23 protein-coding genes are annotated in these 24,330 nt (G+C 37.4%); 6 read left to right on the top strand and 17 right to left on the bottom strand.

Annotation, left to right across the window (positions count from 1 at the left end; translation table 11 throughout):
• Positions 1-8: 8 nt before the first annotated feature.
• From K5G00_RS05750 to K5G00_RS05710, 9 genes are read right to left on the bottom strand one after another with little or no spacing between them, the layout of a single operon-like run.
• Positions 9-1,802 carry an NADH-quinone oxidoreductase subunit NuoF gene (locus tag K5G00_RS05750; RefSeq protein WP_238765205.1) on the bottom strand — a complete coding sequence of 598 codons (1,794 nt, stop codon included), beginning with the start codon at positions 1,800-1,802 and terminating at the stop codon, positions 9-11.
• Positions 1,803-1,823: 21 nt separating this feature from the next.
• Positions 1,824-2,219, bottom strand: a complete 396-nt coding sequence (locus K5G00_RS05745; protein ID WP_238765204.1) for a (2Fe-2S) ferredoxin domain-containing protein — start codon at positions 2,217-2,219, stop codon at positions 1,824-1,826.
• 18 nt (positions 2,220-2,237) lie between these two features.
• The gene (locus K5G00_RS05740) at positions 2,238-2,786 is read right to left on the bottom strand and encodes an ATP-binding protein (protein ID WP_238765203.1); all 549 of its coding nucleotides are present in this window, start codon (positions 2,784-2,786) and stop codon (positions 2,238-2,240) included.
• A complete protein-coding gene (locus tag K5G00_RS05735) occupies positions 2,783-3,523 on the bottom strand; it encodes a PHP domain-containing protein (protein ID WP_238765202.1) in 741 nt (246 codons plus the stop codon). Before K5G00_RS05735 ends, K5G00_RS05740 begins: the two co-directional genes overlap by 4 nt.
• Before the next feature lie 22 nt (positions 3,524-3,545).
• Complete coding sequence (locus K5G00_RS05730; protein ID WP_238765201.1) at positions 3,546-4,079, bottom strand: dihydrofolate reductase family protein; 534 nt, start codon at positions 4,077-4,079, stop codon at positions 3,546-3,548.
• Between the two features lie 53 nt (positions 4,080-4,132).
• The gene (locus K5G00_RS05725; protein WP_238765200.1) at positions 4,133-4,471 is read right to left on the bottom strand and encodes a DRTGG domain-containing protein; all 339 of its coding nucleotides are present in this window, start codon (positions 4,469-4,471) and stop codon (positions 4,133-4,135) included.
• Positions 4,458-5,825: a [Fe-Fe] hydrogenase large subunit C-terminal domain-containing protein gene (locus K5G00_RS05720; protein WP_238765199.1), complete on the bottom strand. Its 1,368-nt coding sequence runs from the start codon at positions 5,823-5,825 to the stop codon at positions 4,458-4,460. Before K5G00_RS05720 ends, K5G00_RS05725 begins: the two co-directional genes overlap by 14 nt.
• Positions 5,825-6,235, bottom strand: coding sequence for an ATP-binding protein (locus K5G00_RS05715; RefSeq protein WP_238765198.1), 411 nt, complete (start codon positions 6,233-6,235; stop codon positions 5,825-5,827). The genes K5G00_RS05720 and K5G00_RS05715 overlap by 1 nt, the downstream gene beginning before the upstream one ends.
• Entirely contained in the window at positions 6,235-6,579 is a 345-nt protein-coding gene (locus K5G00_RS05710) for a hypothetical protein (protein ID WP_238765197.1), read from the bottom strand. The genes K5G00_RS05715 and K5G00_RS05710 overlap by 1 nt, the downstream gene beginning before the upstream one ends.
• A gap of 180 nt (positions 6,580-6,759) precedes the next feature.
• Between K5G00_RS05710 and K5G00_RS05705 the strand changes: the two genes are divergently transcribed.
• The 3 genes from K5G00_RS05705 to K5G00_RS05695 all read left to right on the top strand — a co-directional run bounded on the left by K5G00_RS05705 (position 6,760) and on the right by K5G00_RS05695 (position 9,629).
• A complete protein-coding gene (locus tag K5G00_RS05705; RefSeq protein WP_238765196.1) occupies positions 6,760-7,686 on the top strand; it encodes a PAS domain-containing protein in 927 nt (308 codons plus the stop codon).
• Complete coding sequence (locus K5G00_RS05700) at positions 7,670-8,869, top strand: SpoIIE family protein phosphatase (protein WP_238765195.1); 1,200 nt, start codon at positions 7,670-7,672, stop codon at positions 8,867-8,869. The genes K5G00_RS05705 and K5G00_RS05700 overlap by 17 nt, the downstream gene beginning before the upstream one ends.
• 163 nt (positions 8,870-9,032) lie before the next feature.
• A complete protein-coding gene (locus tag K5G00_RS05695; RefSeq protein WP_238765194.1) occupies positions 9,033-9,629 on the top strand; it encodes a hypothetical protein in 597 nt (198 codons plus the stop codon).
• A gap of 726 nt (positions 9,630-10,355) precedes the next feature.
• On the opposite strand, the gene K5G00_RS05690 is transcribed toward K5G00_RS05695, so the two are convergent.
• The 5 genes from K5G00_RS05690 to K5G00_RS05670 all read right to left on the bottom strand — a co-directional run bounded on the left by K5G00_RS05690 (position 10,356) and on the right by K5G00_RS05670 (position 16,756).
• A complete protein-coding gene (locus K5G00_RS05690; RefSeq protein WP_238765193.1) occupies positions 10,356-10,739 on the bottom strand; it encodes a response regulator in 384 nt (127 codons plus the stop codon).
• 383 nt (positions 10,740-11,122) lie between these two features.
• Positions 11,123-11,749 carry a Crp/Fnr family transcriptional regulator gene (locus K5G00_RS05685; RefSeq protein WP_238765192.1) on the bottom strand — a complete coding sequence of 209 codons (627 nt, stop codon included), beginning with the start codon at positions 11,747-11,749 and terminating at the stop codon, positions 11,123-11,125.
• Positions 11,750-12,501: 752 nt separating this feature from the next.
• On the bottom strand, positions 12,502-13,041 hold the full coding sequence (locus K5G00_RS05680) for a phage tail protein (protein ID WP_238765191.1): 540 nt from the start codon (positions 13,039-13,041) through the stop codon (positions 12,502-12,504).
• Between the two features lie 229 nt (positions 13,042-13,270).
• Positions 13,271-14,284, bottom strand: coding sequence for a dihydroorotate dehydrogenase-like protein (locus K5G00_RS05675; RefSeq protein WP_238765190.1), 1,014 nt, complete (start codon positions 14,282-14,284; stop codon positions 13,271-13,273).
• Between the two features lie 177 nt (positions 14,285-14,461).
• Positions 14,462-16,756, bottom strand: a complete 2,295-nt coding sequence (locus K5G00_RS05670; protein WP_238765189.1) for a sodium-translocating pyrophosphatase — start codon at positions 16,754-16,756, stop codon at positions 14,462-14,464.
• 429 nt (positions 16,757-17,185) lie between these two features.
• On the opposite strand from K5G00_RS05670, the gene K5G00_RS05665 reads away from it, so the two are divergent.
• The gene (locus K5G00_RS05665) at positions 17,186-19,573 is read left to right on the top strand and encodes a zinc-dependent metalloprotease (protein ID WP_238765183.1); all 2,388 of its coding nucleotides are present in this window, start codon (positions 17,186-17,188) and stop codon (positions 19,571-19,573) included.
• Between the two features lie 226 nt (positions 19,574-19,799).
• Here K5G00_RS05665 and K5G00_RS05660 read toward each other — a convergent pair whose 3' ends face one another.
• Both K5G00_RS05660 and K5G00_RS05655 read right to left on the bottom strand, forming a co-directional pair.
• Positions 19,800-21,032 carry a hypothetical protein gene (locus K5G00_RS05660; RefSeq protein WP_238765181.1) on the bottom strand — a complete coding sequence of 411 codons (1,233 nt, stop codon included), beginning with the start codon at positions 21,030-21,032 and terminating at the stop codon, positions 19,800-19,802.
• A 39-nt stretch (positions 21,033-21,071) separates the two neighbouring features.
• Complete coding sequence (locus K5G00_RS05655) at positions 21,072-22,388, bottom strand: DUF4270 family protein (protein WP_238765179.1); 1,317 nt, start codon at positions 22,386-22,388, stop codon at positions 21,072-21,074.
• A gap of 293 nt (positions 22,389-22,681) precedes the next feature.
• Here K5G00_RS05655 and K5G00_RS05650 point away from each other — a divergent pair, with 293 nt between their 5' ends.
• The gene (locus K5G00_RS05650) at positions 22,682-23,689 is read left to right on the top strand and encodes a Kelch repeat-containing protein (protein WP_238765177.1); all 1,008 of its coding nucleotides are present in this window, start codon (positions 22,682-22,684) and stop codon (positions 23,687-23,689) included.
• Positions 23,682-24,038 (top strand): DUF4907 domain-containing protein, encoded by a 357-nt coding sequence (locus K5G00_RS05645; protein ID WP_238765175.1) that lies wholly within the window; start codon positions 23,682-23,684, stop codon positions 24,036-24,038. Before K5G00_RS05650 ends, K5G00_RS05645 begins: the two co-directional genes overlap by 8 nt.
• Here K5G00_RS05645 and K5G00_RS05640 read toward each other — a convergent pair.
• Entirely contained in the window at positions 24,015-24,308 is a 294-nt protein-coding gene (locus K5G00_RS05640; RefSeq protein ID WP_238765168.1) for a hypothetical protein, read from the bottom strand. The genes K5G00_RS05645 and K5G00_RS05640 overlap by 24 nt on opposite strands.
• Positions 24,309-24,330 lie beyond the last annotated feature (22 nt).

Genomic DNA, 24,330 nt, shown 5'->3' with positions numbered 1-24,330 from the left:
TTACTTGATTATGTTAGGGTTATCGCATCGAATTTACATTTTTCAAAACAAACACCACATTTAATACAGATAGACTGGTCAATAAAATGAGGTTGCCTGCGCTCACCTGTAATTGCTCCAACCGGGCAATTTCGGAAACAAAGTGTACAACCTGTACATAAATCTTCTGCAATTTCATATTTCAAAAGAGCCTTGCACTGCCCTGCCGGACATTTTCCGTCATTTACATGCGCCAAATATTCATTTTCAAAATTTGCAATGGTTGAAAGTACCGGGTTGGGAGATGATTGTCCCAGTCCGCAAAGTGACGCATCCTTAATAACTGAACTCAAAACCCTTAAACGTTCAATGTCTTCCACTTCTCCTTTTCCTTTTGTTATTTTGTCAAGAATTTCGTGCAGGCGTTTATTGCCGACACGACAAGGAGTACATTTTCCACACGATTCTTCCAATGTAAATTCGAGATAAAAACGCGCAATGGAAACCATACAATCGTCCTCATCCATTACAATCATTCCTCCCGATCCCATCATCGATCCAGCAGCAATCAAATTATCATAATCGATTGGTGTATCCAAAAAATCTTTTGTTAAACATCCACCGGAAGGACCTCCGGTTTGCACCGATTTAAATTCTTTTCCGTTTTTTATACCGCCACCAATGTCGTAAATCACTTCACGCAATGTAGTGCCCATTGGAACTTCAATTAAACCAACATTGTTGATTTTTCCGGCTAATGCAAAAACTTTGGTTCCTTTTGATTTTTCAGTACCAATTTTATTAAACCAGTTGGCTCCTTTATTTAATATAACAGGAATATTAGCAAAGGTTTCCACATTGTTTACGTTGGTTGGTTTCCCCATATATCCTGAAACAGAAGGAAACGGCGGTTTAAAAGTAGGTTCACCACGTAAACCTTCCATTGAATGAATAAGCGCTGTTTCTTCGCCACAAACAAATGCACCTGCACCATAACGCAGTTCAATATCAAAATTGAACTTTGCGCCCATAATATCATTGCCCAACAATCCATATTCGCGGGCTTGTTTTATCGCTGTCTTTAAACGCTCAATTGCCAATGGATATTCTGCACGGATATAAACCAAACCTTTGTCTGCACCGATACAATATCCGCAGATAGCCATGGCTTCCAAAACAGAATGCGGGTCGCCTTCCAAAATTGACCGATCCATAAATGCACCAGGATCACCTTCATCAGCATTACAAACTACATATTTTTGGTCGGCCTCCGATTTTCGTGTAATTTCCCATTTTAATCCGGTTGGAAACCCTCCACCTCCACGGCCACGTAATCCTGATTCCTTTATTTCCTGAATGGTTTCTTCCGGAGTGAATTCGGCCAGACACTTTCCAAGCGCCATGTAACCATCCCGGGCTATGTACTCTTCAATATTTTCCGGATTGATAAAACCACAATTTCGTAAGGCAATCCTGATTTGCTTTTTGTAAAACCCAATTCCTTTGGAATCACTTATATTTTCGTTGGTTACCGGATCGGTATACAATAAACGCTGAACTGTACGTCCTTTTACTATATGCTCTTTTAAAATTTCTTCAGTATCCCCGGGGCTTACTCTCACATAAAAAGTATTATCGGGCAATACCTTTACAATGGGGCCTTTCTCGCAAAAACCAAAACATCCGGTGCGTACAATTTGCACTTCGTCTTCCAGCCCAAACTCATCAATTAAAGAAGTAAATGAATTTATAATATCTTCACTTTCCGACGCTTTACAACCTGTTCCGCTGCAAATGAGAAGGTGCATTTTATAATCGCTCATAATAAATTTAGTTGAAGGTTTTTATTCATCAATGGTTTTAAAATTTACCGGAATAATGCCATCTACCAGCTTGCCACGTTTGATGTAGACTTCGATAATTTCTTCAGCTTTTGATTTATTTACGTAACCAAAAACCACCGGTCCTTTTCCGGGCAACGTTATTTCCACCGTTGGCTCGGCGTAACAATATCCCATGCATCCGGTTTGCGTAACAACGGCATCAATAGCCTGTTGTTCCAATTCTTCCACAAAATAATTCATGGTTTCTTTGGCACCCGATGCAATTCCGCACGTTGCCATCCCCACTTTAATCTGCACAGTTTGTTCGGGATGATCGCTATTCTCCCGCAATTTGATCTTGGACTGTACCTCATCCCTGATTTTTTTGAGATCAGCCAGTGATTTTATTTTAGTCATAGTTGTATTGGTTGTTTTTTATAAGGTTGCTTTTATATCTGTTAAATTGTTTTTTATCAGTTCGATAATTCCATTTTTAATTTCTTTGTTGTTTAGTGGCATTCCGTCAAGCATTTTGATAATGTCATCAGATGAAATTTCAAAAATGCTCTTAGTGGTTTTATGTGTGTATTTCAATTCTACTTTTTTGTAACTCAGCAAAGTGAGATAGTAAGAATTCCACACATCTCCCAACGGTGGCCTGTCAATATTTGATAACTGAAAAACAGCTTTTATTTCCGTTCCCATCCCCTCTTTCGATTTCAGCTCAAGTTTTCCGCCACATTGTTCTGCATTTTGTTTTAGCAGCGCCAGCCCCATCCCAACTTTCCGGGTATTTCTGGATGTAAAGAACGGTTCGGTTGCCTGTTGTAATGTCTGCTCATCCATACCGCAGCCGTTGTCCCGAATTATCAAAGTGTAAATGTCATTTTTTTTATCCTCATCAACTATGATTTCAATCAATGTAGCCTTTGCCCTGACCGAATTTTGAACGATATCAAGGATATGTTCAGATATGGTTTTCATCTTATTTGAACAAATCGGTTATTTTTCTGATTCAGAGCCATTTTAATTTCTGAAAAATCGGGTTTTTCAATTATAAAATTGGTGTAAATTTCGCCAATTTGTTCCAAATAATGGGCATCGGAATTGCGTATAAGGGTCTTTTTATTTTCTATAACATAATGTTTTCGAACATAATTTACGGAAGTATGTTTTGAAACACCCAACGCATCATATTTTAAATTCTTGGGAATAAATCCAAGTTGACTTATAATCCCATTTGCGGATCGGTCGATATGGGCGGGAATAAAAAGGCCATTTAAACCGGAAACCTGATTTTGAATTTCATCGATTCCAACTTTTAGCGCAGCAGGAAGATAATAGGGAATCATCTCCAAAATATTTTCTTCTTCATCAATTAATGGCTGGTAGCCAAAATAATCTTCCTTGTTTGGAATTTTGGTTATGTTTAAATCGATAAACTGTTGAAAGATTTCAAGTTCCTTTTCTTTTTCAAAAAACACGAGGCAATGTACCTCTTCTTTTGTTGTAACTTCAGCACCGGTAAGAACAAAAATTCCCTCCCTTTCAGCCAGCTTTCTTACCAACGGCGCTTGTTTTGTAGAGTTATGATCAGTGATTCCGATAATCTGAAGTCCCGTTTCTTTTGCTCTTTTTACGATATTTCCGGGCGACATTTCCAAATCGGCACAGGGCGACAAAAGTGTATGTATATGTAAATCGGCCCTGAATATTTGCATTTTGCAATTTTTTTGAAGATGGTTAACGCTTTATTTTGTAACGCAGTTCAATAACTCCGCTTTTGTAAACTTTTGAGTATGTCAGCTCAAGTCGTGTTTCCCGGGGAATAGCTTCAAACAACTCAATTCCCGCCTGGACAACAATGGGCATAATAAAAACATAAACCTCGTCAATTAATTTCTCGTTTAAAAACCAGGTATTCAACTGCCCACCGCCAATTAGCCAAATATCGCGCTTCGATTTTCCCCTTAAATTTTGTACAAATTCAATATGATTTTCTTTTACAAAAGTTACATATTTTGTGTTTTGAATTTCCGGATTTCGTGTAAAAACATAGTTTATTTTTGTTTTGTAGGGGAATTCTATATCCCAACTAATTAGTTGTTTGTATGTGCTGTTCCCCATGATTGTTATTCCAACAGAGTCAAAAAATTCAGCATAACCATGATCTGTATTCTCAGGATTGGGGATTGATTCCAGCCACTCTACGCTTCCATCGGCCAAAGCGATTTTTGAGTTTAAACTTTGTGCAATATAAAGTTTTATTTTTGCCATTTTCTTTTTATTTGAAGATTATAAATTCAAAACAAAATTGTCCTGAGAATCGATTAATCTTCCTGAAGAAAATTATAAAGTTTCCCTACAGTTTCAAACGTTCCCCAACGGGTTCCTAATATGGGAATTCCCTCTTCGTTGCTTTTGTTTAATGTTTCAGTTTCTGGCTCAAATCCTTTTACCAATATTACTGCTGCCAGGTCCTTTAATGACGCGACAGCCATTACATTCTGATGGGTTTGGAGTGTAATCCAGACTTCGCCTTCGCCGGCATTTCCCATCACATCACTCAATAAATCGGAAACATAACCTCCCGATATTTCATTTTCAAGGCCATTATTACCTGAAAATACTATTAGATTAAACTTTTCAACCAAATCAGAAACCTTCATTTCGTCCGCCTTTTTTATTACAATCGGCATCAAAACGTTTTTGGCCCCATACCTTTTCAAGGCTTTTAAATCCTTTTTCAACCGATAATTTATTTTCTTTTATATATCTCTTTTGTAAAAAGATACAGTCCGTCATTTTAGCATTCCCCTGAACCATGTCTTCCGCAAGGGCATGGCAGTTAGGTGCCCCGCAAGCTCCACAATCAATACCCGGAAGCTGACAAAGAATTTTGCCTGCCTTTTGCATCCGGTCCAATGCTTTTACCCGATCCTCATGCAACACAAAAATGCTTTTTGCTTCTATTTTATCTGCCTGCAACTTTTTCTGAACAATCGTTTTGCCAACATCCGGCACTTCTGTTTTTGATGCAGACGGATATCGCAGAGCGCGTTTTTGCAAACGTTCCGAAGTAAGAAACCGATTTCCTGTTAATAAAATACCCCCGGCACATCCCTGACTGCATGACTTTAATTCGAGATAGTCAAGACCGGCAATCTCTTCGTTTTCCAGGCGTTCCAAAAATTTCACCACGTTATGAATTCCGTCGATAGACATGGCCCTGCTTTTAAACTGTCTGGATTCCCCGCGGGGCAAACTCCACAAGATTCCGTCGCGACTAAGATTTTTTCGCAAGGGAGAGAAATCCTCCGTTTTATCTTTTAAAATTATTTTCATTATCCGGTTGTACAAATCCTTCATATTGATGGTTCCGTTTACAACCGATTTTTTCTCTCCAAGCGGCTGGTTCACTGCGGCCATCTTTGCAGAACAGGGACTGATATAAAAAATACCGATTTCACCTTCATTTGCCCCTTTTGCCTTTAATTCTTCAATTGCAAAATTTGCGGCTAAATCGTGGGGAGCTTTTAATGGAGTTATATTCTCAGCCAGCGAAGGATATTTTGATTGTATCAGGCGTACAACTGCCGGACAAAATGAAGAAATTACCGGATGCTCCCGATTTCTGCCGGTTTTCTTCTTTATTTCCTCCGAAAGCCAACGAATAGGTTGTTCTACCTCATAAATATGAGTAAACCCTAATTTTAAAATTGCCTGGTAAATCTGGTCCTCCGAATATTTTTCAGGAAACTGCCCGATTAAAACCGACGGAAAAAGTGCAATACGGTAATTGTAATCAAAAATATTCTGCAAATCATCCTGTTCCACATAAAATGCTTTGGCCGGACAAGCACGCAAACAGTTGCCGCAATCCACACATCTCTCCGGGCGAATAGAGGCTACTCCGTTTACGATACGAATTGCTTCGGTTGGACATGCTTTCATACAATGTGTACACCCAAAACATTTCTCTTCGTCCACTTTTATTGCATGATATTTTTGCCCCTCTTCCATTAAAAGTAATTTTTAAACTTTACAAGCGTACCTTTGCCCATCTCACTTATAATATCCAGTTCATCAACATTTTTTTTTATGTTAGGCAGTCCCATGCCTGCACCAAAACCCATTTCCCGCACCTGCTTTGAAGCGGTAGAAAAACCCGCTTCCATCGCTTTTTCCACATCCTCAATTCCCGGCCCTTTATCAGTTAGTTTTACTTCAATAAAATGACTACCTATGGATGCTTTCAAAATCCCTTTTTTGGCATGTGCCACGATATTTACCTCCGCCTCGTAAACAGCAATTACAATTCGTTTTATTGTTTTTGAATCAATATTTAATTGTTTCAACACTTTTTTGATTTTACTCGATGCATTTCCGGCACTTGTAAAATCGCCTCCTTCTATTTCAAAAACAAGTTCCATTAATACACCGGTTTTATTCCGTTTGAGAATAACACCCCACTTGCTCTGAAAATCGAAAATGGAGTTTCAAGCAAAACAATCTTATTTTCTTTGGCCAGTTGTATCATTTCCGGTGAAGCCTTTTTATTTCTGGCAAGTAAAACAACATGAATATCTGCCATTTCAGCTGTGCGAAGCAACTGCACATTTGCAAGGCCTGTTATCAGCAAAATATCTTCCTCATCAAGCGTTAGAACATCACTCATTAAATCTGAACTAAATGCCTTTTTTATATTTTTTTCTGTCAGTAAGTCGCCGGCAATGATTCGGGCTTCTGTTAATTTTTGAATATCACTAATTTTCACTGTTGAATTTAAATGGTTTTATTTTTGAGATATATTTGTTCTTCAAACAAAGATAAACGAACAAAAATTCAAATAATCAGCTTTTCATCATAAAAAACTGTTTTCAAATAGATTTAAAATGAATTGAAATAAAGGCTTTATTTGTTAATTTTCACATTCCAAATTTCGAAAAACCAAAATATGATCTACGATAAAAAATCATTTTTGACCAATAATATTGATGACCCGGAATTTCATCAGAAAATTATTGATGCGCTCCCCATTCCTATTTTCTACAGAGATTTAAATGGAGTTTACCAGGCTTGCAACAAAGCTCATGAAAAGTTTATTGGTCGCCTTCGCGAGCAAATAGTTGGAAAGTCCGTGTACGATATTCATTCCAGGGAAATGGCTGATATTTATTCACGTCGCGACAAAGAATTGCTTGAATCAACAGGTGTACAAGTGTATGAAAATCAAATTAAACATTCCGACGGAACCATTCATAATGTCATTTTTAACAAAGCCGTAATACACGACAATGATGATAAAGTTATAGGTATTGTAGGCTCAATTAACGATATAACCGAATTGAAACGAACAGAAACCCGCCTGAAAAAAGCACAGGAATCGATGGAGGTTTCTTCACACATGTTGCATAAAATTAACGTGGGTATTTTGATGATGGACGATAACCACAAAGTAGTGGATTCGAACGTTAGCTTTGCGCAGCTAATGGGCGAAGAAACCTCCGAGTTGTTTGAAACGATTCCGGGCTTAAAGGGGGCGGATGTTAGTGTCCTTGTGCCTGAAGTAATTTTTAAAATGATGTCGAGTATTCTCACGTCAGGAGAAGAGATCCTGGAGCGTGACATTAAGTTTCAGAATAAACTACTGCATGTTTCTGTTGTAACTCTTTATAAACAAAAGGTTGTAGGTGCCGTTATCCGCGACATGTCTGCGCCGATGCTGGTGCGCGATGAAATCATTAACCGGGCACAGCGGATAAAAATCCAGAATATAGAAACAGTACAAAAAATTGCCCGATTGTTAGGCGAAAATGCAGCAGAAACAGAAGAACTTTTAAACTCAATTATTGAATCGCACAGATATGGTGACGACGAATAACCCGGGCTACCACGTAGAAATTGATGTTCAGCAAAAAAAGCCAAAAGGAGAGATTGCCTGCGGCGATGTTTTTGAATCGAGTATCACCAAAGAAGAGAGTCGTACAATTTTGGTTTTAAGCGACGGGATTGGTCATGGAATCAGGGCAAATGTACTTGGCACACTTACCGCAACCATGGCTTTAAAATATACAAAACTACATACCAAACCCGAAGTTGCAGCCAGGATTATTATGGAAGCCCTTCCTAAAAGTAACGACGGAAAGGAAAACTACGCCACATTTACCATCATTGAAATTGACCCTGAGGGATATGTAAGAATAATTAACTATGATAATCCGACTGTTTTAATTCTTCGAAACGGGAAATTATTTCAACCCAAAGAATATGAATTAAAAATCCGCGGAGAAGCAAATTTGGGAAAATTATTACGTTGTCGTGAATTTAAAGCTTTTAAAGAGGACAGGATTATATTTATGTCTGATGGGGTTCCTCAATCAGGGTTGGGGAACAATCGTTTCCCGCTGGGATGGGGAATGGAAAAAATTGAAAATTTTATATTAAATCAGGTAGGCCGGATGCCGGATATCTCGGCAACAAAACTTTCGCGGAAAATCTTAAACCAGGCAGTAATGAATGACAACTTTTCGGTGAAAGATGATACAACCTGTGGTGTAATTTATTTTAGAGAGCCCAGAAAATTTATGCTCATTACAGGCCCTCCGTTTTACAAGATTAAAGACTATGATTTTGTTGGACGCGTTCAGGGATTTAAAGGCAAAAAAATTATTTGCGGGGGTACAACAGCCGAAATTATCGCCCGCGAATTAAATCTTGAAGTAAACATCCAGCACGGTGAAAAAAAAGCAACAGCATTACCACCTTCGGCAACAATGTCAGGTTTTGAGATGGTTACAGAAGGAATTTTGACACTGGGAAAAGTTGAAGACATTCTGGAGAATTACGACAGCGACACAAAATTACAGGATAGTCCGCCAGAGCAGGTTGTTAAACTTTTACTTCAACACGATAGTATTGATATAATTGTAGGAACTCGTATCAACTGGGCACACCAGGATCCGGAACAACCACTGGAACTGGAATTGAGAAAATTTGTGGTAAAACGAATTGTAAAAATTCTGGTGCACAAATTCTTCAAAAAAGTAAAAGTGGAATACGTTTAATATGGTAACAATCACTAACAGCCTCTGCCATAGAAACGAATTAGCGTACTTTCAATTGATGAACCTTCGATAGAAATTGAGAACAGACATTAACATCATTTACCATTTTTTCAGGCAATTTAAGGAGAGTTTTTCAGAAATTAGTGGATATAAAACAAAAGTCATGAAACTGCTAACTCTGCTACTTTTTGTTCTTACTTGCTCTTTTGCACTCTCGCAGGAAAAAGAATTTCATATTCAAGGCCGGATAATTGATGGAGATTCCAATCCGGTTGCAGATGTATACATTTTAAATTACCGCAACCTCAACAAAGCCGTTAGTCGACAAAACGGTATATTCGACATGTGGGTGCTTCCCGGTGATTCTCTAATGATTTCACATGTGTCATACATGTCTCAAAGAATAAAAGTTTTTGATCTAATGGTTAATCCGGTTATCCAAATTGCATTGGATACCATCAATATAATAGAAGTTGATATCTTTTCCAATCCACAGGATGATATGATAAACGCAAAGAAAAATATCGAATCAATGGGATGGAATCCTAACCCCACTCCCACTGATAAACTCACTGAAAAAGAGGTGGTACAGGACATGGTCAATCGAGAAAATAGTGTAATGCGCTCAGAAGCGACGTCGCTGAAAATTTTAAAGTTTTCTCCTTCCGATGTTGTTGGGGCTATTTCAAAAAAAATAAAAAAACGGAAAAAGTCGAATGAATATTCATCTGAAAAAAAACATAAAAAAAACTATCCCTGAGTTTCGGAATAGCTTTTTCATAGTTCTTAGACCTCTAAAGTTTTGCGTCCAGTACCTTTAAAAGGTTTCGTAATTTTTAAACTCTCTAAAAATAAGGTTTGTAATCATCATCTTCATTTCTTATATATCTTGAAAGATATTATCAATTTGTTATAGTACAAAGTAAAAACAAACAGAATAAAACTACAGATTTTTAATGCTGAAAAGCGATGCTTTGTAAACCTAATTATTAATTACACTTTACTTAAAAAGACTCGGGCTTTACTTATTTTTTTAGAAAATTATGAGTAACAACAACTACAAAAAAACCTACTTAATGTTCAGAATATCTGTAATAACAAAAATTCTATAATCTCTTCAGCCTTTTCTGGGAGAGGCGTTGCAAACAACAGGAGCCGGCCTTCTAACGGTGATGGTATGTAGAATACATTTGAAGATGATTATGTCTCAGCCGGCATCCTGTTTCATGGGCTGGGATTTCACCCATTGTTTGCAAACCTGAAAGGACGGACGGTATTATCTATGTAACTCTGAGTTTATTACTTATTTCATATTATCGTAAAACATATTCTCAAAATTTCGTTTTCAGCAGAGATATCAATTCAAAACGGGAAAAGGAAACACCGGGAGTTTCAAACTCCCGGTGTAGTCCAGAGGTTTGTAAAAACATCAATCTTTGCGTCACATAATAAATTTACACTCTTTTACTTTCAAAATATTCAATAACTAATTCAAATTCAACAAACTGCTTATATTATCCATCTCCTCCATCAATATTTCTTTATTGACGGGTTTTGGAAAATATTTCCTGATAAATCCTTTTTCTTCAAAACTCTTCACCTTATCTGTCCTGTTGCTACCAGACAACATATAGCAAATTTTATCCGGATACGATTCATTTACATACTGAACCAGCTCCAATCCATCCATCTCTGGCATAACCCAATCGCTAATTACTATTTTCAGCTCTGGGGAGTCGTTTAAAATTGAAATTGCATCTTTAGCTGAACAGGCAGGTACCAATTCAAAATTGCTTTCCAGCAATACCCTGCACATTAACAAGATATGCGCAGGATCGTCGTCAACATAAAGTATCTTTATCTTTTTCATGACCCTTAAAATTTGCTGCAATTGTACCATTATGCTTTCTTTACAAAAACAAGGAATACCAGCTCTTTTATTTCACATATAAAATCTCTGAGCGAAGTTATACCATTCCTTTATCTATTACTGTAAATAAACAATCAGTACAGAATACAGCTTGAACCTTAAATCGTATTATCGTTAAACAATTTATTATTTACGTCCATCAATTTTCGACACAATTTTAAAATGAAAAAAACGGGTTTGTATGTATCGAAAATTACATTCTATAAATAAGAAATATTATCTTCTTACAAAGAAAAAAGTTTTTATTTTATTTCCACTATCTTAAAATTGACATAAGTCATTAAATGAAAATGAAGCAAAAAAAATTACATTATTACTTGAATCTATTTTTTTCTTTTGATAAAGATGTATTCAAAAGGTGAAACATCAGGTAAATCCACTCCATCTTTTATTTTGGATCTAACCCTGCTTATAGTTTCAGGTGTTGTTCCAAGGTAATTTGCTATATAGACTGATGGAATCTGTTCTATTAATTTCGGCTGACGTTTTATCAGAAATAAATATTGTTCTTCCACAGTAAAAAAACGATTTAGCGAACGTTCCATAGAATTATATATCCAACAAGCTATCAACAAACGTTCAATATCAATTGTTACGGGAACACTTTTGCTTATCTGTTGAAAATAATCCCATTCCATCGACCATACTACTGCATTTGTAAGTAGCTGAATAGATAATATGGACGGACTTTTCCGAATCAAACTTGTATATACGCTAAATATTTCATTTGGAAACGCAAAGGTTTCAGTAACTTTTTGGCTCCCTTTTTGATAAAAAAGATGAGCTATACCTGACTCCAAAAACCATATTTTAGACACGGGTTGACCTGCTTTAACCAAATATGTCCCCTTCTGGTGTTTCTCTTTTTCAATCTTTGCAAGAATATCATTGGGAAGGTTTAATTTCAATTTAGTTAAATAGTGAATGATCTTTTCTTGCTCCCTTTGCATATAATTGAAGCTTTTCGGATTTTTTAAGCTGTTAATTAATAAATCAAAAACCATTCGACACTTATCTTTAGTTCATCCTAAGTTTACACACATAGTTATCCACTTGAAGGACTCTGTCAAATCAAATATAAAGGACAATAATTTACTTTTTTCAAGGTGGCAAGCGACAAACTATACCCTCAATGAGGCTAATATTGCTATAAACCTTTTTAATAAAATTTTGTGATTTGTATCAAGCGTTCCATATTTCATATTTTACGATATTTTAGGGAATAATATTCAAAGAAGTACAAAGGAATTAAACTTTTGCCGAATATTCTTATATTCAACTTGATTTTAATCAAGAAAATAGGTTTTTTGTAATAAAAAATTAACCTCTTGTAATAAATTGTTACAAAATAGAAATAACGAAACCTAAAAGACACTTAATTATCGTTGGAGTTATCTATTATTTAGTCAAACACCTTTTCCTACCAATCCGGCAGCTAATCATATTGATGGGCTGGAAATGCATTTCCCGCCCTTATTCGGCATACTCAAAACATTTCGCGTAAAAACTCTGTACTGCTCCTGCAAAAAAATTCCAATGATATCGTTTGCCTAAAAACTTTCTTCGGAAACTTCGGAACTCAAATCAATCGTCAACTTGCTGCACATCGGCTTCAATCACATTTATACTTTGGGTATTTCATGCAAAAATCACCAAATACTGTAACCAACACAAAATTCATATGTTTTAGATGTAATGTCTCTTAGCCCCGAGAAGGATATATCCCCTGCAACGCGATAATATAATTTATACACTGATAAGGCTGAACATTGTTGTGAGGCAGACTTCCTCCTGAATTATTAACAGTCACATCGACACCTCCGGCCTTCATAGTTGTATTTGCTTTTTGGGCATATCCTTCTGTATTTTTATTTAATGTAGCAGCCACAGCGTCTCCCGGATTGGAAGCATCCGCTTGTCCGTTTTTTGCCTGAATAGTCCCGGATGCACTATGGTTATGTGCAGGAATCTGATTTATATTTAACAGAATATTTTCTTCTCCCGATTTTTCTCCAAGTCTTCTTGGTGTTAATCCCGGCCCATTACCCGGATGCATTGGAACACGCCCTCTTAAATCAGGCAGCCCAAAAGTTGTTCGGCCGTCTCCTCCATATGTTGTGCCTAGAATTGAAAATAAGGCCTGATTTTGTGTGATTGAAAGCAATTGTCCATCACAAAGTGCCCATCCTCTTGGAGCGAAATTTCCTCCAAACAGCATTATTTGACCTATAAATGGTTCCATAGTAAAATGATTCAATGGTTTACGATTATTCCTAACACTATGTAATATAATACCTTTTTGCCTTTTTTCAAAACAAATATTTCTCCTTTACTTATTGATTTCTAAAACTATATTATCATAATTTTCTCAAAAAAAAATACAACTAATGAATTTCTCCTGTCAAACAAAAAAAAGCAGGAAACTATATGCTTCCTGCTTTTTATATAAAATAATTAGTTATTCTCTCTAACTAAACCATCGGATATTTTTTAAATATCGAATCTGATTTCATGAGAATATCAACATATTGTGCTCTCTGATATGCAAACGGGTCTTTCATATTTTTCCGCGAAAGTTTTCCTCTGAAGTCGCCCAAAGACTTGTATTCTTTTTCCTCCATCCACTTGTTTAATTCAATCAGAATATCAGAAACAACAGAAGGCTGGTTTTTGTATATCGTACTCACCATTTGCACAGCATCTGCACCGGCAAGTATCATCTTAATTACATCCTGCGCACTGTAAATTCCGCGACTGGCACAAATACTTCCTTCCAGATTTCCGTAAAGCAGCCCCGCATAACGCAAACTAACCATGTGATCTTTGGGATTACTCAACTCCCATGGATAGTAATATTCTTCCTTTTCCGCATCAATCTCGGGCTGGAAAAAACGGTTAAATAAGACATAGGCATCTGCGCCGGCTTCATCAACCTTTTTAATAAAATTAAGCGGATTGGAATAAAACATACTTATTTTAACACTTACGGGAATGTTAACTGCTTTTTTTACTGCTTTTACAATCTGAATCTGTTTATCCTCGATAGATTTCCCGGTCACTTCGAAATAGCCGGGAGTAGCGTACAAATTAATTTCCAAACCATCAACACCTGTTTTCTCTAATTCTTTGGCATATTCAACCCACGTAGGTTCGTAAATTGCATTTAAACTTGCAAAAACCGGAACATTTACACTTTTTTTCAATTTTTCAAGATTATATAAATGTTCTTTAGGGCCCGCATGTTCCAGTGTTGGAAACAAATCAGTCATTTCAGCGTTACGTTCGTTATACTCATTGAGTTCTTCATCCATCTGAAGATTTTCAAGTTGAATTTGCTCCTCAAACAACGAACGATAAACAATTGCCCCAATTCCGGCATCTTCAATTTGTTTGATTGTTTCAGGCTTGTTAACCAGATTGCAAGCTCCAAGAATTAATGGGTTTTTTAATTTTATACCCATGTAGGTTGTTGATAAGTCTGCCATAATATTTGATTTTTAATGTTTTATTCCTGTTCACAATAAGTAACTAAATTTAGAAATATTTTGTTCAAGAATAATTCTAAATTTATCCTAATATTTTTAAAATTAAAAAAGGCACAAAAAAACCACTTGTAACAATACAAGTGGCTTAATTATATTAATTCTATTACAATCAATAATTTACAGCAAACTTAATGTTACGGTTAACCCAGCCATTACAACTGAGACCATTGTCATAAGTTTAATAAGGATGTTCAATGAAGGACCAGAAGTATCTTTGAAAGGATCACCTACGGTATCACCTACAACACCTGCTTTATGAGCTTCGCTTCCCTTTCCTCCGTAATTTCCTTTTTCAATGAATTTTTTAGCGTTATCCCATGCCCCTCCGGCGTTATTCATAAATACAGCCAGCGTAAAACCAGCAGTTAAACCTCCGGCTAAAAGACCAATTACCCCGGCAACTCCCATTGACGCACCAACAATTACGGGAACAATGATAGCAACAAGTGAAGGAACCAACATCTCTCTCTGGGCTCCTTTGGTTGAAATCTCAACACATTTTGCATATTCAGGTGTTGCTTTCCCTTCCAAAATACCTTTAATTTCGCGGAACTGACGACGAACTTCATCAACCATCGCACCGGCTGCACGTCCAACAGCTTTCATTGTCATTGCACTAAACAGGAATGCCATCATTGAACCAAGGAACAATCCACCAAGGAACAATGGATTAAACAATGTAATATCGTAAGCAGCTGAAAAATCTTTTACAGAAGCAGCTGAAATTTTTACAGCTTTTATACCTTCTTCTACTGCAGGAGCAACATCATTATAAAAAACATACTGACCTTTAGCAACAAATCCTTCACCACCTTTGGCTATTTTACCAAACCACAATCTTACTTCTTCCATGTAAGCCGAAATAAGTGCCATTGCAGTAAGTGCAGCAGAACCAATGGCAAAACCTTTACCTGTTGCAGCAGTAGTATTTCCTAACATATCCAAAGCATCGGTTCTTTCACGAACTTCAGGAGGTAATTCCGACATTTCAGCATTTCCACCTGCGTTATCAGCAATAGGGCCAAAAGCATCGGTTGCGAGCGTAATACCTAATGTTGAAAGCATACCAACAGCGGCAAAACCAATTCCGTATACTCCCATTGCAAAATGCTGAGCACCACCGGCAGCCCAGAAAGCTCCCATGATACCAAGTACAATAGTTACTACCGGAATCCAGGTTGAATTCATTCCAACAGCAATTCCATCGATAATGGTTGTGGCAGGGCCTTGTTGTGCCTGATGTGCAATACCTTTTGTAGGTTTATATTCATCGGAAGTATAATATTCGGTTGCCTGACCGATAATAACACCGGCTGCCAAACCAATAACAACAGCCCAGAAAACACCCCAGGTAATCCATCCCATAAATGCCAAACCTACCAAGGCAAGAAGTATAAGAACAGAACTACCAAAAGTTCCTATAAATAAAGCTCTTAATAATGTTTTTTGTGTTGCTGATTCTTTTGTACGAACCATAAAAATACCAATGATGGATAAAACAATACCTATAGCAGCAACAATCATTGGTGCAGTTACAGCTTTAATCGGGTCAATTCCTGTACCGGCCAGAGCAACCGCCGGAAGCGCAGCTCCTAACGCAGCAGTTGCAAGTATCGAACCTGCATAACTTTCATAAAGATCGGCTCCCATACCGGCAACATCGCCAACATTATCACCAACATTATCTGCAATGGTTGCAGGGTTACGTGGGTCATCTTCAGGGATACCAGCTTCAACTTTTCCAACCAGATCGGCACCAACGTCAGCCGCTTTAGTATAAATACCACCGCCAACACGTGCAAACAATGCCTGTGTAGATGCGCCCATCCCAAAGGTTAACATCGTAGTTGTAATTTCAACCAGCTTTTGTGTTTCGGTTGTTCCCTCATGAACAAACTGGAGACCAAGAAAATGCAAACCGTTAGCCATATGTTCAGGAGTAAAAATCACTTTACTCAACAGTAAATACCATGCGGCAATATCAAGAAGGGCAAATCCTACAACAACTAATCCCATTACGGCGCCACTACGGAATGCTACCTGCAAACCTTTATTCAGCGATTGTGAAGCACCGTGGGCTGTTCTCGCCGAAGCAAAAGTGGCTGTTTTCATTCCCAAAAATCCGCAAAGTCCGGAAAAGAAACCTCCGGTTAAAAAGGCGATGGGTACAAATGGATTTTGAACACCAAAATACGCCATTATTGTTAGCAGGATAAACAGAACGACAAAAACAATTATTACAACTTTATACTGTCTCTTCAGATAAGCCATTGCACCTTCGCGAACATATTGTGCAATCTCTTTCATCCGATCAGTACCTTCTGAATTTTTCATCAACGATTTGAAGAAAATCCAGGCAAATACCAGTGCCAAAATGGAGGCAATGGGTACTAATAAGAAAATATTACTCATAAGTTGATAATTTTATGTAACTGCTGTTACGGTTTAGATTTATAATAAATATACTTTACATTGAATCGTTAAACTCAGTTTGATTTATGGTCGTTTTTAATAAAAAAAAATTTCCAGCAGACAAAGATAAATTTTAAAATGAAATGCTAAAGATTTGGTGACCTGTTACACAATAGATTGAAAATAAATTAACAAATCATTTTGATGTCTGCCTTTTGAAAAAAAAGTGGTAAACTGCCTCGTAAATCTCATGTTTTAACCCAAAATTGAACCACGTATTAAAAAGTTTTTAAATAACACCTGGGAAACTTAATCAAATTGAAATGATTGTTTGTTAATGTTTCATTAGCATGAGTAGCACTTACTCAAAAAATCGGAATTTAAAATGAAATTTTCCGATATTTATAACAAATACAAACATCTGTTCTTATGAAAAAAATTGTGACTGCTTCCATTTTATATCTCATTACATTTTTACCTTTTATTGCCTTTGGCGAAGAATTCACCGGTTTTTTTAACTTTTCATATTCTGAAAAAGAAAATAAAGTAACACTTGAAGTTGATAAGCTTGACGCAGAGTTTTTGTATGTGACATCTCTTGCTTCGGGGGTGGGTTCAAACGACTTAGGCCTTGACAGGGGAAAGCTTACCGGAACTAAAGTGGTAAAATTTGTAAAAGCAGGAAATAAATTATTACTTGTACAATCCAACTACGACTACCGGGCTTCGAGTAAAAACGACGATGAAATAAAAGCCGTTGACGATGCATTTGCTATATCAGTACTTTGGGGGTTCAAAATTGAAAAAGAAGAAAGCGGCAAATTTTATGTTGATGCTACCGATTTTTTCCTCCTGGATGCGGCTAATGTTTCTGCAACCTTACAACGGAACAAAGAAGGAAATTATAAAATTGATAAATCGCGTTCGGCAATATACCGGGACGGGCTAAAAAGTTTCCCAAAAAACAGTGAATTTGAAGCACTGATTACATTTACCGGAGAACCAGCGGGAAAATTTGTACGCACCGTTACGCCAAGCTCAGATGTGATAAGTATTTATATTCATCATTCGTTTATTGAACTGCCGGATAACGACTACAAACCAAGGGCATTTGATCCAAGGGCAGGTTATTTCTCGACCACTTATCAGGACTATGCAACTCCTTTTGATCAACCAATTGTTAAACGTTTTATTGAACGGCACCGGCTGGAAAAGAAAAACCCAAATGCCCGAATAAGCGAACCGGTTGAGCCGATTATATATTATGTTGACAGGGGAACTCCGGAACCAATTAAATCGGCACTTATTGAAGGCGCAAGCTGGTGGAACGAAGCTTTTGAAGAAGCCGGATTCAAAAATGCGTTTATTTTAAAAGAGATGCCCCAGGGTGCCGACATGCAGGATGTGCGCTACAACACCATTCAGTGGGTGCACCGCTCAACACGAGGCTGGTCCTATGGCTCAACAGTAAGCGATCCCAGAACCGGTGAAATATTAAAAGGACATGTTTCTTTGGGCTCGCTCAGGATACGCCAGGATTTTATGATTGCACAAGGACTGATTTCACCTTTTGGAAAAAACACAAAAGAGATTGAAAAAGCCAAAGAAATGGCGCTGGCACGTATTCGTCAACTTTCAGCACACGAGGTCGGACACACCATTGGCCTGGCCCACGCCTACAGTTCAAGCAGCGAAAACCGTGCTTCGGTTATGGATTATCCGCAGCCGCTGGTAAAAATTAAAAATGGAAAAATAGACCTTTCAGAAGCTTACGATGATAAAATCGGAGACTGGGATAAAATTGCGATTAACTATGGCTACCACGAATTTTCAGACGAAAAAAAGGAAAAAGAAGGCCTCGGTAGAATCATTCAGGATTATATAAAAAACGGTACAACTTTTCTCTCCGATCGGACTTCCGGAGGAGGCATCCAGCCATATACCAGCCAGTGGGACAATGGGGAAAACCCATACAAAGAACTGGAAAGAATGATGGAAATCAGAAGGATTGCTTTAAGTAACTTTGGCGAAAACACGATTCCTGAAGGAACACCTTACGCTATCCTGGAAGATGTTCTTGTTCCGGTATATTATTACCATCGTTATCAGATTACTGCGGCAGCAAAAATAATCGGTGGATTAAACTACCGGTATGCTTTAAAAGGTGACGGACAAATGATAACTGAAATGATTTCGTCCGAAGACCAGGAGAAAGCTTTACAGATTCTGTTGCAAACCATCTCGCCCAAAGAGCTGAAAATCCCGGAGAAATTACTCCGGATGATTCCTCCCAAGCCCATGGGCTACGGCAGGAGTTCTGCTGAAAACATAAAATCAAATACCGGATTAACTTTTGACCCTCTAAGCGCTGCCGGAAAATTAACGAATATGGTTTTTAGTGAACTGTTAAACCCGCAACGGGCACAACGTTTAATCGAATATCATGCAAGGAATACCAACCAGCCGGGTTTTTCCAAAATACTGGACGAACTGGTTTCTGCCACATGGGAAACTCCCCTGACAAGCGGGATGGATGGTGAGTTGCAGAAAGTAGCCAATAATACACTCCTGGTAAACCTGATGCAACTGGCCTTAAACCCAGATGCCACATCAGAAGTAAAAGCACTGACATGGCAAAAGATTCAGGATCTTAAAACGTTGGCCAGCCAAAAAAGTAATTCTGTATCTCTTTCGGAATCTAAATCACATTACGCGTATGCTGTTCATCAAATAGAGTTCTTTAATACAAATCCGGAGAAATTCAAAGAAATAAAAAACGAAATGCCACCGCAAGGTGCTCCTATCGGGATGGAATAAAATATTTTAACTTCATATGCCTTGGCAGGGTTGTTCATAATTACCTAGAAAATAAACAACTTAGCCAACGATGCAAAAAAAACAAAATTCGTTGAATTTGGTATTTACCTAACAGTTGTTTAAATATATACAACAGCAATGCTTTCGATAGATATTGATATTCCAAGATCCTACATTCGACCAATTTTAATTCGCCCAACCACATAAAAAAAGCCCTCAATAGGATTTAATCGTATCTCCGTTTTAAAAAGGCAATTTCATTTAAACTAAAGCCAAGATGAAACAGTATATAATTCTCTTTTATCAACTGATTAGAAAGTGTACCGTTCGAACCGATTTCAACTCCCCAGTTTACATTTGATATTCTTCCGGGGACAGGAACTCCTGCACCAAATGAAACACTCTTATTGCTAATTGTTTTGCTACCGAAGTTGAGGTACGAAGTTTCATAGCTGAGCCCTAATCTGTAAACCCAGTTCTTATAGCCTCTGTTGGTAATACGATTTTCCCACAAACGAAATTCACTTCCAACTGAAAAACGATGAGAATCCTTAAAATCACTCAATTGAATCGGATATTCCACACCCGACCATTTCTGAAAATTATAATCGGCCAGAAAAGTTAAGCGGTCGGAATTGTAAATTCCTATCCCAATTCCTATTTTGGTTGGAACTTTCAAGTAGTCGCTGTCATATTCGTCGTAATCTACCAAACTGTAGTTTGCATCATAAACTTTAAGTAAATGGCTCGATTTCAAATTTTGCTGATTGCTAAATGTTACTCCAAAGGAATAATTCCATTTCTTCACAGGAAACGAATACTGTATGCCGTAATCAAAATAAAAACTTTTCAAAAAATCCTGACGAACAATCTGATAGGATGGAACTACTCCTGTAGCAATTAAATTTTCTTCTTGTGTTAACGAACCAAAAAGGTATGAAGCATTTATTCCAATCGACAGGTTTTTATTGATTTTGATCGCATTCCCAAAATATGCCTGGCTGATTCCCCCGCTACCAACATATTCCGAAATAAACTGTTCATTCTTTCCTTCAACATAATTTGTTTTTGATACGGAGTATCCAACACTACTAAAAGGAACAACACCCAAGGATCCTGCAAACCAGTTTGTATAACGCCACCCGAGTGCCATATAGTTGAAGTTCCCGGTATATCCGGTATTTGATTTTCCGGAAGAGCTTAAGTCGTAATATTTGCCTTTCACTCCAAATTCAAAAATCAACCGTAAACTGTCTATTCCGGTATAAGAAGCCGGATTAATATTGTTAAGGTTGTTGCCCGATTTAAGGGCAATTCCGGTACCTCCCATCGAACCCGATCGACTAAAACCTTTGTTTTGTAATTCACCAGGACCAAAAATAGAATACGGAGATACAGTAGTCTGAGCTCCAACATAAATCGATACAAAAACTAATAATACTAATAATAGGTGTTTCATATTTTTTGCTTATCTGTTTCCGGATAACACACTCAGTCTTTATTTATACATCAGGAAATACAGCTTTAAGGTTGGCCGGTAATTATTTCCACTCCTTGTATCAATTACAAGGCGCTGTCCGGTGCTCTGAAATGTTTCTTTGGGAAATGTTATTATTAATCCGTTTTCAGGATTGAAGTACGAATCACTCAGTTCATCCATTATAAAATTTGTGATATCGAATCTATAGTGAATATCTTCGCGGTACATATTATCAAAATAAAAATCGGCAAGTAAAGTTTCATCATCGTCATTCTGCACTTCAGCTGTTAAGCGGTTGTATTCATCGGTTGTATACAGCATTAGCTCTTCCGGGAAATCAATTTGATCGTCACTCTCGGGGGCTGGTCGGAGAATCAGTTCTGCTTTATATAAAACATTGCGGGTGTCAAGCTCCATTATTTTTTCGAGGCCAGTAAAATCAAGTCGGGTAACAATTCCTGTTCCGGCCTGTATGTACGATTTGTTATCCGTTTGAGTAGAAGAAATATTCTCTCTCTGGCTTATTAGTTTTTCTATAAATGTTTCCGATCTATCGGCCACAACGTTATTAAAACAAGTCTCGGCAGAATACATTGGCAAACGATAATTTGCTTCGGTACGGGTTTGGCCTTTAAGATGTGTATAAAGCACGATATTTATTAACGAATCGGTGGATTTAAAACTCAAAAGCGATGCATCTTCATCTCCCGGAACCAGAGCAATTCCTTTAAAATAATTCAAAAAATCATCGGCTGTCGAGATCTCATCTGCATTGTCTTTCATCATTTGCATCAAGGTTATTCCCCAGTTATCGTCAAGCCTGATTTCCAAAGAGTCATCCTTGTTGGGTTCAGGAGTAAATTTGATTGCGCCAAGCGGTACATCATTGAACTTAAACTTTGATGTATTATAAATATATGAATCATCGGTACCTTCAATTTCTTCCAAAACTTCATGAACAAAAATGGTTCTTTCTTTTGTTGTATCTCCGTATGATAAACCGTCATATTCCAAAACCAGGGTAAGCGAGTCAAAAATAGCATCGTCGTCGATTCCGGCATAAGTCGGAGCATTAACCTGGAAATAAGAAGTTGAACTCACTTCGCCAAAAAAAGCGTCACTATAGCTCCCAACCAACAGGTTATTTGGTGAATTAGCAGGGATAGAGTCAATTATAAAAGTAGATAAGTTAAGAGAAAAAGTATCAACGATAACAACATGTGTTTGAGAAGAGATAAAATTATCCCCAATATTAACCAAATCCAAATCGTTTTCGTCTGCACACGATATAAATAAGTATACTATTATTAAAAGAGAAAATGTTTTTCTTTTCATATAAGATTTTAATTTGGGTTCAAAAGAAGACAAGAAATGGAACCTGAAAAAGAAATATATACCAACCCAAATTTTATATAGATAAATCAGCTATTTGTCGATGTTTTAATCTTTATTAACGCCCTTAAATCGCTAAAATTACTTCAGAGATCTGTTTCAGAGACAAATTTTCGGAGTTTATCTATACTTATCGAACTGTGGTCTAAATTCCTTTTTTCTGACTATTCTGAGGCATACGTTTGTGATTAAATTCCTGATACTTTAGGATTAATATAACATATTAAAAAACAGTCATGAAAATTAATTACTTATTTATTTTACTTTTTGTACTTTTTGGGGGTCTGAGCTCGTGCGGTAGTGATGACGACGATGAATTGATGGGAAACTGGTCGGAAAAATCAGGATTAGATGGAACTGCCAGAAGTGAGGCCGTTGGCTTTGTAATTGATTCCAAATTCTATTTGGGAACGGGGTTTGACGGAGAAGACCAATTAAAAGATTTCTGGGTTTACGATCCGGACGGCGATTACTGGACACAACTTTCTGATTTCCCGGGTGCGGCCAGAAATGGTGCTGTTGGAATAGCCATCAATGGAAAAGGATACATAGGTACCGGGTTTGACGGAGATGATGCACTAAAAGACTTTTTTGAATATGACCCTTCAACACAAAGCTGGCTCCAAATTGATGATTTCCCGGGAGAAGCAAGATACAGTGCGACTGCTTTTACTATCGACGACAATGGCTATGTCGGCACGGGGCGTGGCGACAACCTTTTTTATAAAGATTTCTTTACCTACAGTACTTCTTCCAAAAGTTGGGAAAGTATAATCAGTTTAGGCGGTTCTAAAAGACGTGATGCCGCTTCGTTTGTGATTGATGGAATCGGATACGTTGTTTCGGGCTACAACAATGCTTCGTACGAAGACGACGTTTGGGCTTATGATCCTTCAACAGGATACTGGACAGAAATGCGACATATTTCGAATTATAACGATGATGAAAAATACGACAATGACTATACAACCATTGCGCGCATGAACGGCTCGGCATTCACATTAAACGGGAAAGGTTATCTGGCATGTGGAACTGCCGGTTCAAATGTGAGTAACGTGTGGGAGTATGACCCTCAAATGGATTTATGGAAAGAGAAAACTGGTTTTGAGGGAGCTTCGCGTACAGAAGCAGTTGGCTTTTCCATCGGTTCAAAAGGGTATGTTGTAACCGGCAGAAGCGGAAGTTATTATTTATATGATTTATGGTGTTTTGATCCAAGCGCAGAACAAGTTGACAATGATTAAAAAAACGGCATATATACTCATAAGCATATTGACTGCACTCGTGGTTTTATTTGCTTTAAAAGAAAAGAAAACAGAAACAGCGAAACTCGATCAGGAACGTTTTAGTATTCAAACATTTACTACTGATAACGGTGGCTGGGGATATTCTATTTTCGATAATAAAAAAAGGATTATCAAACAGGATGTTATTCCTGTAATCCGGAAAAACATGTCTTTCCAGTCGGAAAAGGATGCCCGGGTCACCGGGTTGCTGGTAATCAGAAAACTTAATGCAAAAAAACTTCCTACGCTAAACCGACAGGAACTTGAGAACCTGCACATTTCGTTAGGCAGTTATGATATAAACTAGAAAAGCAAGGGATGGCAAAAATCCAATAAAAGCCAAACCCTTTGCTTTATTTTTGATTTTGTCCCGTTCGGTGGCGAGGTAAAAAATCCCGATGGGAATAATAGCGATAAACAAAACTGTTCCGAGAAAATTAAAAATCTCGTCCCTGTCGGTTAAAAATACCAACGAATGTCTTCCTTCTTCAAAATACCAGATGGCAACTGCAATAATTACGGAAAGAATCAGAAGAATCAAGGGAAAAATCCGACAGCAATATTTATTAGTTTTCATAATGGAAATATCTTTAAATACA

The organism is Maribellus maritimus (genome assembly GCF_022267315.1).
GTDB lineage: Bacteria > Bacteroidota > Bacteroidia > Bacteroidales > Prolixibacteraceae > Draconibacterium > Draconibacterium maritimum.
The sequence above is the reverse complement of the archived record's forward strand: the minus strand, read 5'-3'. Positions and strand labels throughout refer to the sequence as shown.